9 protein-coding genes are annotated in these 9,224 nt (G+C 71.3%); 6 read left to right on the top strand and 3 right to left on the bottom strand.

Features of this window, described 5'->3' with window-relative positions; translation table 11 throughout:
* Positions 1-68: 68 nt before the first annotated feature.
* From BFF77_RS18620 to BFF77_RS18610, 3 genes are read left to right on the top strand one after another with little or no spacing between them, the layout of a single operon-like run.
* A complete protein-coding gene (locus BFF77_RS18620) occupies positions 69-1,094 on the top strand; it encodes a FecCD family ABC transporter permease (protein ID WP_066951013.1) in 1,026 nt (341 codons plus the stop codon).
* A gap of 2 nt (positions 1,095-1,096) precedes the next feature.
* The gene (locus BFF77_RS18615) at positions 1,097-2,185 is read left to right on the top strand and encodes a FecCD family ABC transporter permease (RefSeq protein ID WP_066951010.1); all 1,089 of its coding nucleotides are present in this window, start codon (positions 1,097-1,099) and stop codon (positions 2,183-2,185) included.
* 4 nt (positions 2,186-2,189) lie between these two features.
* Positions 2,190-3,080 (top strand): ABC transporter ATP-binding protein, encoded by an 891-nt coding sequence (locus BFF77_RS18610; protein WP_079125272.1) that lies wholly within the window; start codon positions 2,190-2,192, stop codon positions 3,078-3,080.
* A gap of 25 nt (positions 3,081-3,105) precedes the next feature.
* Here the strand turns inward: BFF77_RS18610 and argB are convergent, their stop codons facing one another.
* On the bottom strand, positions 3,106-4,068 hold the full coding sequence (gene argB / locus BFF77_RS18605) for an acetylglutamate kinase (RefSeq protein WP_245703580.1): 963 nt from the start codon (positions 4,066-4,068) through the stop codon (positions 3,106-3,108).
* Positions 4,065-5,012, bottom strand: coding sequence for a methionyl-tRNA formyltransferase (locus BFF77_RS18600; RefSeq protein ID WP_066951005.1), 948 nt, complete (start codon positions 5,010-5,012; stop codon positions 4,065-4,067). Before BFF77_RS18600 ends, argB begins: the two co-directional genes overlap by 4 nt.
* A 77-nt stretch (positions 5,013-5,089) precedes the next feature.
* On the opposite strand from BFF77_RS18600, the gene BFF77_RS18595 reads away from it, so the two are divergent.
* The 3 genes from BFF77_RS18595 (at position 5,090) to BFF77_RS18585 (ending at position 8,699) form a co-directional block, all read left to right on the top strand.
* Entirely contained in the window at positions 5,090-6,433 is a 1,344-nt protein-coding gene (locus BFF77_RS18595) for a lysine N(6)-hydroxylase/L-ornithine N(5)-oxygenase family protein (RefSeq protein ID WP_066951002.1), read from the top strand.
* Positions 6,434-6,653: 220 nt separating this feature from the next.
* Positions 6,654-8,105 (top strand): dihydrolipoyl dehydrogenase family protein, encoded by a 1,452-nt coding sequence (locus BFF77_RS18590; RefSeq protein ID WP_066951000.1) that lies wholly within the window; start codon positions 6,654-6,656, stop codon positions 8,103-8,105.
* A gap of 30 nt (positions 8,106-8,135) precedes the next feature.
* Positions 8,136-8,699, top strand: coding sequence for an HPP family protein (locus tag BFF77_RS18585; RefSeq protein WP_066950997.1), 564 nt, complete (start codon positions 8,136-8,138; stop codon positions 8,697-8,699).
* A gap of 48 nt (positions 8,700-8,747) precedes the next feature.
* Here BFF77_RS18585 and BFF77_RS35690 read toward each other — a convergent pair.
* Positions 8,748-9,224 (bottom strand): TetR/AcrR family transcriptional regulator (locus BFF77_RS35690; RefSeq protein ID WP_066950994.1); only part of this gene is annotated, 477 nt, incomplete at its 5' end.

The raw sequence follows: 9,224 nt of genomic DNA, 5'->3' as shown, positions 1-9,224 counted from the left end.
GAGCCCGAGGCGCTGGCTACAGTGATGGCCCGGCCGCAGAGTAAGGACGTTGACATGGAGAGAGCTCGGTGACCGGGGCGAAGGTCCCTCGCGCGGTGCTGCTGGTGGCGCTGCCCGGTGGCGCCCTCGTCGCCCTGTGTCTGCTGTCCATCGCGTTCGGCGCCCTGAGCGTTCCCCTGGACCAGGTGGTGTCGACCCTCGTCGGGAATCCGCCGAATTCCCGGATCGACAGTGTCATCTGGTCGGTCCGTCTGCCGCGTACCGCGCTGGGACTGGCGGCGGGGGCGGCCCTCGGGCTGTCCGGCTGTCTGATGCAGGCCCTGACGCGCAATCCGCTGGCCGATCCGGGGGTGCTCGGCGTCAGCGCGGGCGCGGCCTTCGCCATCGCGGTCTCCGTCGGCGTGTTCGGACTGAGCACCGTCCACGGATACATCTGGTTCGCCTTCGCCGGCGCGCTGTTCGCGAGTGTCCTGGTGTATCTGCTGGGCGGCCTCGGCCGGTCCGGTACGACTCCGGTGAAGCTGGCGCTGGCCGGCGTCGCCATCACCTCTCTGCTCTCCTCCCTCACGAGCGCCGTCGTCCTCACCGATCCCGACGCCCTGAACCGGTTCCGCTTCTGGGAGGCCGGTTCGCTCGCCGGCCAGAACGGCGAGAGCCTCGTCCAGGTGCTGCCGTTCCTCGCCGCCGGCGCCGTACTCGCCCTGTCCCTGGCTCCCGCGCTCAACAGCATGGCCCTGGGCGACGATGTGGCGGCCTCGCTGGGAACGCGGCTCGGTCTGATCCGGGTGGCGGGAGTGCTCGCCGTCACCCTGCTCACCGGCGGGGCGGTGGCCGTCATCGGACCCGTGGTCTTCGTCGGCCTGGTCGTCCCGCACATCGCGCGCATCCTCACCCAGGCGGCCGGGACCGGCCCCGACCACCGCTGGCTCCTTCCGCTGTCGGCCGTGCTCGCCCCGTGTCTGCTGCTGCTCGCCGACATCGCCGGGCGCCTGGTCGCACGGCCGGTCGAGATCCAGGCCGGTGTCCTCGTCGCCTTCGTCGGCGGCCCGTTCTTCATCGCGATGGTCCGCCGCCGCCGACTCGCGGAGCTGTGAACATGACCGGTCTGCTGTCCTCCCGTACCGCCCGAACCGCCCCGCGCCTGCCTGTCCGTGTCGCGTTCCGGCTGGCGCGACCGCCGGTCTCCGGTGTGATCCGGCCCCGGCTGGTCGTCGTCGGCGTCTGTCTGGCGCTCGCCGGCTTCCTGGTGTTCTGCCTCGGCATATCCGTGGGCGAGGTCCCGATCACACTGCCCGAGGTGATGCGGTCCCTCGTCGGGGCGGGCGATCCGGGCACCGATCTCATCGTTCACGAGCTGCGGCTGCCGAGGGCGACGACCGGGCTGCTCGTCGGTATCGCCTTCGGTGTCTCCGGCGCCCTCTTCCAGACCATGACGCTCAATCCGCTGGCCAGCCCGGACATGATCGGTATCACGCAGGGCGCCGGCGCCGCGGTGGTGGCCGGTGTCGTCCTCGGCTGGGACGCGGGGCTGAGCACTCAATCGCTCGGCCTGCTCGGCGCGTTGGCCACCGCGCTGCTGGTGTACGTCCTGGCCTGGAAGCGCGGAACGACCGGCTACCGGATCGTGCTCGTCGGCATCGGTGTCTCCTGGGTCTGTACCAGCCTCACGGACTATCTGATGGCGTACGGCGGGCAGTTCGAGGCCCAGGCGTCGCTCGGCTGGCTCGTGGGCAATCTCAACGGGCGTGACTGGAACGCCGTCGGGCCGCTGGCGATCGCGCTGGCCGTGCTCGTACCGGTCGCGCTGCTGCTCGGCCGCTGGATGCGGACACTCCAGCTCGGCGACGACGTCGCGAAGGGCCTGGGGACGCCCGTGCAGGCGGTCCGGCTGGCCACGCTGGTCACGGGCGTCGGGCTGATCGCGTTCGGCACGGCCGCGGCGGGCCCGGTCGCCTTCGTGGCGCTCGCCGCGCCGCAGGTCGCCCAGCGACTGGCCCGTACCGCCTGGCCGCCACCGGTCGCGGCCGGTCTGACCGGCGCTGTGATGGTGCTGTCCGCCGATCTGCTCGCGCGCGAGGTGGTCCCGGGCACCGAACTCCCGGTCGGCGTCGTCACCGGAGTGCTCGGCGCTCCGGTGCTGCTCTGGCTGCTCGTCCGTGCCAACCGTGTCGGCTCAGGAGGCTGAACCCGTGTCATCGAACCCCGTGCATCACACCGGCCCCGATCTGCGGGCCGAGGGCCTGCGGCTGGCGTACGACAGCCGGGTGGTCGTCGACGGCCTCGATGTGACGATCCCGCCGGGACGGATCACCGCGATCGTCGGGGCCAACGCCTGCGGGAAGTCCACACTGCTGCGGGCGCTCGCCCGGCTGCTGTCGCCGCGCGCCGGTTCCGTACGACTGGACGGCCACGCCCTGCACACCATCCCGACCCGCGAGCTGGCCCAGCGGCTCGGCATACTGCCGCAGAGCCCGGTCGCGCCGGAAGGGCTGACGGTCGTCGACCTGGTGGGCCGCGGCCGTTCACCGCACCAGACATGGTGGCGGCAGTGGTCGAAGAGCGACGAGCGGGCCGTCCACGACGCACTGCGCGCCACCGCCATGACCGATCTCGCCGACCGCCCGGTGGACGAACTCTCCGGCGGACAGCGGCAGCGCGCGTGGATCGCGATGGCGGTCGCCCAGGGAACGCCCGTACTGCTGCTGGACGAGCCGACGACCTATCTCGACCTGGCACACCAGATCGACGTCCTGGATCTGGTCAAGGACCTCAACCGGCACGAGAAGCGCACGGTCGTCATGGTGCTGCACGACCTCAACCAGGCGTGCCGTTACGCCGATCACGTCATCGCCATGAAGGCGGGCGCGATCGCGGCGGAGGGCGCCCCGGCCGAGGTGATCACGGCTCAGACGGTGGAGGACGTCTTCGGGCTGCGCTGTCTGGTGGCCACCGATCCCGTGAGCGGAACGCCGATGGTCGTCCCGGTGAGCCGCCACCACGACACACCGGGACGACCGGCCGCCGGAGCACCGGCCGCCGACACACCGGACCGGCCCGCCGCCCCCGCGTCGTTGGGCTGAGGCGGCGGCCAGGGGCGCGCGGGGATCAGGGGCGCGGCGCGGCGCTCGCCGGAAGAAGCGGAGAGGCGCTCTCCGTTTCCTCCGGCGCCGCATCCGGAAGGACCGCCGCGCCAGGGAGAAGCGCCGTGTCCCGAACGGCCGCGGTGCCGGGAAGGACCGTCGTGCCTCCGCGCTCCGGGTGGAGCAGACCGGTCAGCAGGGCATGGGCGACCCTGCCGTCGAGGACACGCGCCGTACGGACCCCGGCCCGGACGGCGCGCCCGCACGCCTCCATCTTCGGCCGCATCCCTCCGTCCAGCCCCGGCAGCAGCAGGTCCAGATCCCCGGTGGTGAGCCGCTCCACGACCCGGTCGCTCTCCGGCCGGCGCGCGTACAGACCCGGGACATCGGTGAGGACCACCAGTGTCTCGGCCATAAGGGCCGCCGCGATCGCGCCCGCGGCCGTATCGGCGTTGACGTTGTAGATCTCGCCGCCCTCGCCCCGGGCGACCGGGGAGACGACGGGGATGTGGCCGTGGTCCAGCAGCGTCCGTACGAGTGTGGTGTCGACCTTGGTGATCTCCCCGACCAGCCCGATGTCGACGGCCTCGCCGTCCACGTCGCCGTACCGCCGCTCGGCGAGCAGGGTGTGCGCGTCCTCGCCGGTGAGGCCGACGGCGTACGGTCCGTGCTCGTTGAGCAGACCGACGAGTTGGCGCTGCACCTTGCCCGCGAGCACCATCCGTACGACGTCCATCGTCTCCGGAGTGGTCACCCGGAGCCCGGCCACGAACCGTGAACCGATCCCGAGACGGCTGAGCTGGGCACTGATCTGAGGCCCGCCGCCGTGTACGACGACGGTCCGCACCCCGGCGCGCACCAACGTCACCACGTCATCGGCGAAGGCACGCGTCAGATCCTCGTCCACCATCGCGCTGCCACCGAACTTGACGACGACGGTCCGGCCGCGCAGCCGCTCCGGCGCCGTCCGGGCGGGGAACGCGTTCACGGGCGGGCGGTCAGGTAGCCGCCCATCGTGCGGAAGTAGTCCGTGGCGGCGTGTTCCGTGCCGTCCTCGGTCCGCACGCGCTTGATGACAAGGCCCTTGCTCCGGCCCGTACGCGCGCCGGGACCGGCGACGATGACCACCCCGTCGCCCTCGCGGATGAAGATCCGGCCCGGCGTACCGCCGTAACAGGCCCGCGAGAGCGCCGCCGAGACGATCCGTATGCGTTGTCCGCGGTGATGGGTGAAGGCGTTGGGATACGGGTCCGACTGGGCGCGGACCAGCCGCTCCAGGTCCTCGGCGGGCCAGGACCAGTCGATGCGGCTGTCCTCGATGGAGCGCTTGTGGAAGAAGCTGGCCCGGGAGCGGTCCTGCGGGACCCACCGGGCGGCGCCGGAGGCGATGGCGTCGAGGGAGTCCGTCACGATCGGCCCGATGAGGTCGACCGTCCGGTGGAAGAGGTCCGTGGCGGTGTCGGTGGCTGCGACGGGCACGGACCGCTGGAACACGATGTCACCGGCGTCGAGTTCGGCGTCCATGCGGTGCGCGGTGACACCGACCTCCGGCTCACCGTTGATCAGCGCCCAGATCAGCGGGGAGAAGCCGGCGTAGGCCGGCAGCAGCGAGTCGTGGACATTGAGCGTGCCGTGCGGAGGCAGGTCGAAGATCTCCGGAGGCAGCCAGGTGCGCCAGTTGTTCGCCACGATGATGTCGGGCGCCGCCTCGCGCAGTCTCCGCAGCAGCTCCTCGTCGTCGGGCCTGTTGCGCAGCAGTACCGGTACACCATGCTTCTCGGCCAGTTCGGCCACCGAGTCGTCCCAGATCTTCTCGTAGACGTGATCGCTCTTGGGGTGGGTCACGACCAGGACCACTTCGTGCTCGGAGTCCAGCAACGCTTGGAGCGTCCGGTGACCCCAGGTTTGGTAGCCGAACATGACGACCCGCATGGTGAATCCTTCCTCAAACATTGCAAGGTAAGCCTTACCTTACCTAATATGAGGTCACTTAGGGAGGCGATGACGCGGTGAACCCACTGCAGAGCGGGCCGGACTTCATCCACGACGTACTGGGCATCGGCTTCGGGCCGTCGAACCTGGCTCTCGCGATAGCAGTCCAGGAGCACAACTCACAAGTTCCGGACAGTGAACGGATAAGTGCCGGATTCCTGGAGAAGCAACCTCGTTTCGGCTGGCACCGGGGCATGCTCATCGACGACGCCACCATGCAGGTCTCCTTCCTCAAGGACCTGGTCACGATGCGGGATCCGACGAGCGGCTTCAGCTTCCTGTCGTATCTGAGCGACCGCGGCAGGCTGGTGGACTTCCTCAACCAGAAGACGCTCTTCCCGCTGCGCATCGAGTTCCACGACTACTTCGAATGGGCCGCCGCCCGGGTCGACGGCCTGGTGGCCTACGGCTCGGAGGTCATGTCGGTGGAACCGGTGACGGTCGAGGGCGAGGTGCGCTGGCTGGACATCACCACCCGCGATCCGGCCGATCCCGAGCGGCTGATCGTGCGCCGGGCCCGCAATGTCGTGGTCGCCACCGGCATGGAGCCGCATCTGCCGCCGGGGACGGTCCTGTCGGACCGTATCTGGCACAACAGCGAACTGATCCCCAGAGTGGCCCGGCTGACCGGTCGGCACACTCCCGTGCGGCGGGCCGTGGTGCTGGGCGCCGGGCAGAGCGCGGCGGAGGCGGTCGACTATCTGCACCGCAACTTCCCCGACGCGGAGATCTGTTCCGTCTTCGCCAAATACGGCTACACCCCCGCCGACGACAGCCCGATGGCCAACCGGATCTTCGATCCCGAGGCCGTCGACATCTACTACAACGCGCCGCGCGGAGTGAAGCAGTCGCTCTTCGACTACCACCGCTCCACCAACTACTCCGTGGTGGACATGGATCTGATCGAGTCCCTGTCCCGGACCATGTACCAGGAGAAGGTGCGGGGCAGGGAGCGGCTGCGCATGCTGAACGTCTCCCGTATCCGCGAGGTCGAGGCGCACCACGGCGGACTGGACGTCACCGTGGAGTATCTGCCGACCGGTGAGCGGGAGGTGCTCGCCGCGGACATCCTGGTCCATGCCACGGGCTACCGGCCGCAGGACCTCGGCGAGCGCCTCGGCGGGATCGGCAAGCTCTGTCTGCGCGACGACGAGGACGCGCTCCTCGTCGACCGCAACCACCGGGTGGTGACGGCCCCGAAGGTGACGGCGGGCGTCTACCTCCAGGGCGGCACGGAACACACTCACGGAATCACCTCGACCCTGCTGTCCAACACGGCGGTACGGGCGGGCGAGATACGTGACGCCCTGCTGGCGGAGCGCCGTACGAGGAGCTTCCCGGCCCCGGTCGACGCGCGCTGACGCGGGCCGAGGGCGCCGTACCGAGGCACTCGTTCCACGGAGAGGACCGGCCTGGCGGCCGACCGGCGCGAGCGGACGCGCAACCGGCGCAAGCGGGGCGGTCTTCTTCGCGGTGGTCTTCCTCCGTCCTGGCATGTCGTGCACGGCCACTCCCGCGCGCCGTGTGATCCGATGACGGGCGCGGCCCCGCAGCGGAAGACGCCAAGGATGGGAGCGGTTCATGAGCGGAACAGCAGGAGCCCCGGCCGAGAACACCTATGACGTCGTCGTCATCGGCGCGGGCCCTGTCGGCCAGGTCGCCGCCGAACGCGTCCGCGCCGCGGGACTGAGCGTCGCGGTGGTGGAGAAGGAACTGGTCGGCGGCGAGTGTTCCTACTGGGCGTGCATCCCCAGCAAGGCGCTGCTGCGCCCGGTCGTCGCCGTCGCGGACGCCCGCCGTGTGGACGGCGCGCGGGAGGCGGTCACCGGTTCACCCGACCCGGCGGGGGTGTTCGCCCGCCGGAACCGCCATGTGCACGGCTGGGACGACGGCGGACAGGCCGACTGGCTGGCGGGCATCGGCGCCGACCTGATCCGCGGCCACGGCCGGCTGGACGGGCCGCGCCGGGTGGCCGTCACTCCCTCCGACGGCGACCCGGTGGTACTGACCGCCCGGCACGCCGTGGCCGTGGCCACCGGCAGCGACGCCGTACTGCCCGATCTGCCCGGTATCGCCGAGGCCCGGCCCTGGACCAATCGCGAGGCCACCGACTCCGGCACGGTGCCCGGGCGGCTCGCCGTCGTCGGCGCCGGCGGTGTCGGTGTGGAGATGGCCAGTGCCTGGCAGGGCCTGGGCTCCGCGGTCACCCTGCTGGCCCGTGGCCCGGGACTGCTGCCCCGGATGGAGCCCTTCGTCGGTGACGTGGTCGCGGCCGGGCTCAAGGAGGCCGGTGCGGACGTACGTGTCCATGTCTCCGTCACCCGGCTGAGCCGCCCGGGCGGCACCGGCCCCGTCACCCTGACGCTGGACGACGGCGGCCGGCTGGAGGTCGACGAGGTGCTGTTCGCCACCGGCAGGAGGCCGCGCACCGATGACATCGGACTGGAGACGGTGGGCCTGACGCCCGGATCCTGGCTGGAGACCGACGAGACCTGTCAGGTACGGGACGTCGAGGCCGGCCGGCTGTACGCGATGGGCGATGTCAACCATCACGCCCTTCTGACGCATCAGGGCAAGTACCAGGCGCGGATCGCCGGCGATGTCATCGGAGCCCGCGCCACCGGACAGCCGCTGGACACCACGCCCTGGGGAGCCCACGCCACCACCGCCGATCGGTACGCGGTGCCCCAGGTCTTCTTCTCCGACCCGGAGGCCGCCGCGGTCGGCCTCTCGGCCGCACAGGCCGAACGGGCCGGACACCGCGTACGGGTGGTCGACGTCGACCTCGGCGAGGTGCCAGGGGCGGCTCTGTACGCCGACGGCTACCAGGGCCGGGCCCGTATGGTGGTCGACCTCGACCGAGGGCATCTGCTCGGTGTGACCTTCGCCGGTCCCGGCGTCAGCGAGCTCCTCCACTCCGCCACCGTCGCCGTCGCCGGACAGATCCCTGTCGAACGGCTCTGGCACGCCGTGCCCTGCTTCCCCTCCATCAGCGAGGTCTGGCTGCATCTGATGAAGGCATACCGGGACTGAGCCGCGCGCCGGCGGAAGGAAGGAACCCTCGTGCCCGCGCGGCTGCGCACCGGAGCCCGGCTGTTCCTCCTGTCCGCCACCGCGCTCGTGGTCGTGGGCGCCATCGGCCAGGGGGTGGGCTGGGTGCTGCTCACCACTACGCTCGGCCCCACGGCGTACATCCTGCTCGCGCACCCGCACACGGAGGCGGCCCAGGTGCGCAGCTCCGTCCTCGGACACACCTGCGCCGCCGCCTGCGGGCTGCTCTGTCTGGCGGTCTTCGGCCTGTGGCCGTACCCGTCCACCGCCGGGCAGCGGACCGACACCTGGCACCAGATCGGCGCCGAGGCCCTGGCGGTGGGACTGACGCTCTTCCTGCTCGTCCTCCTCGACGCCCACCATCCGCCGGCCGCCGCCACCGCCCTGCTCATCACCTCGGGAATCGCCCGCCCGGGACCACCGCTGTACGGCATGCTCACCGGCCTCGCCCTGCTGATCGCCGCGGCCGCCGCGCTGTCTCCTCTGCGGTCCCCGGCGAGGCGCGCGTCGGGCATCGGGCGCCGGGCGCGGCGCGGTGGCCGGGAGAGGAAGCCGGGCGGCCGGAAGCAGGGGTGACATCCGCGGCGGCGCGGCGGATGCCCCACGGCGCGAGCGCGAGGTCTCTCAGCGAAGGCTCTGCCAGGTCAGAGGAGTGGTCAGACGGAGGAGGTCCACCACGCTCCGGTCGGGCTGCTCAAGGGCGGCCTGGCCGACGACGCGGAGGACCGCCAGGAAGGCCGCGGCGAGAACCCGGGCCTGCAGACCGGCGTCCGGCCCGGCGCGGAAGCGCTGCTCCACCGCGGCGGCCAGATCCCGTTCGATCGCGGCGTAGGTGGTCACCAACTCGCCGAGCAGCGCCGGATGCAGACGCAGCGTTCGGTAGCGGTACTCGTCAGCGGCGTTCTCCGGCCATTCGCCGCTCAACTGCTCGGCGGCGCCGGTCAGCGCCTCCAGCGGGGATTCCCGCTCGGGACGGTCGCGGACGAGTTCGACCAGCCGCGCCACCTGTGTCCGGTCGCGGTGGAGCAGTGCCTGTTCCTTGCTGGAGAAGTAGTTGGAGAAGGTACGCCGGGAGACGAAGGCCGCGTCGGCGATCGCCTC

It is taken from the genome of Streptomyces lushanensis (assembly GCF_001700515.1).
In the GTDB taxonomy this organism is placed as follows: Bacteria; Actinomycetota; Actinomycetes; order Streptomycetales; family Streptomycetaceae; genus Streptomyces; species Streptomyces lushanensis.
Note: the sequence above shows the minus strand (reverse complement) of the source record. Positions and strands in the feature narration are given on the sequence as shown.

Bases quoted from the DNA above. Each gene is read 5' to 3' on its own strand.
- BFF77_RS18615 (WP_066951010.1), top strand. From the start codon at position 1,097: ATGACCGGTCTGCTGTCCTCCCGTACCGCCCGAACCGCCCCGCGCCTG.
- BFF77_RS18600 (WP_066951005.1), bottom strand. From the start codon at position 5,012: ATGCGGGTCGTCATGTTCGGCTACCAAACCTGGGGTCACCGGACGCTC.
- BFF77_RS18590 (WP_066951000.1), top strand. From the start codon at position 6,654: ATGAGCGGAACAGCAGGAGCCCCGGCCGAGAACACCTATGACGTCGTC.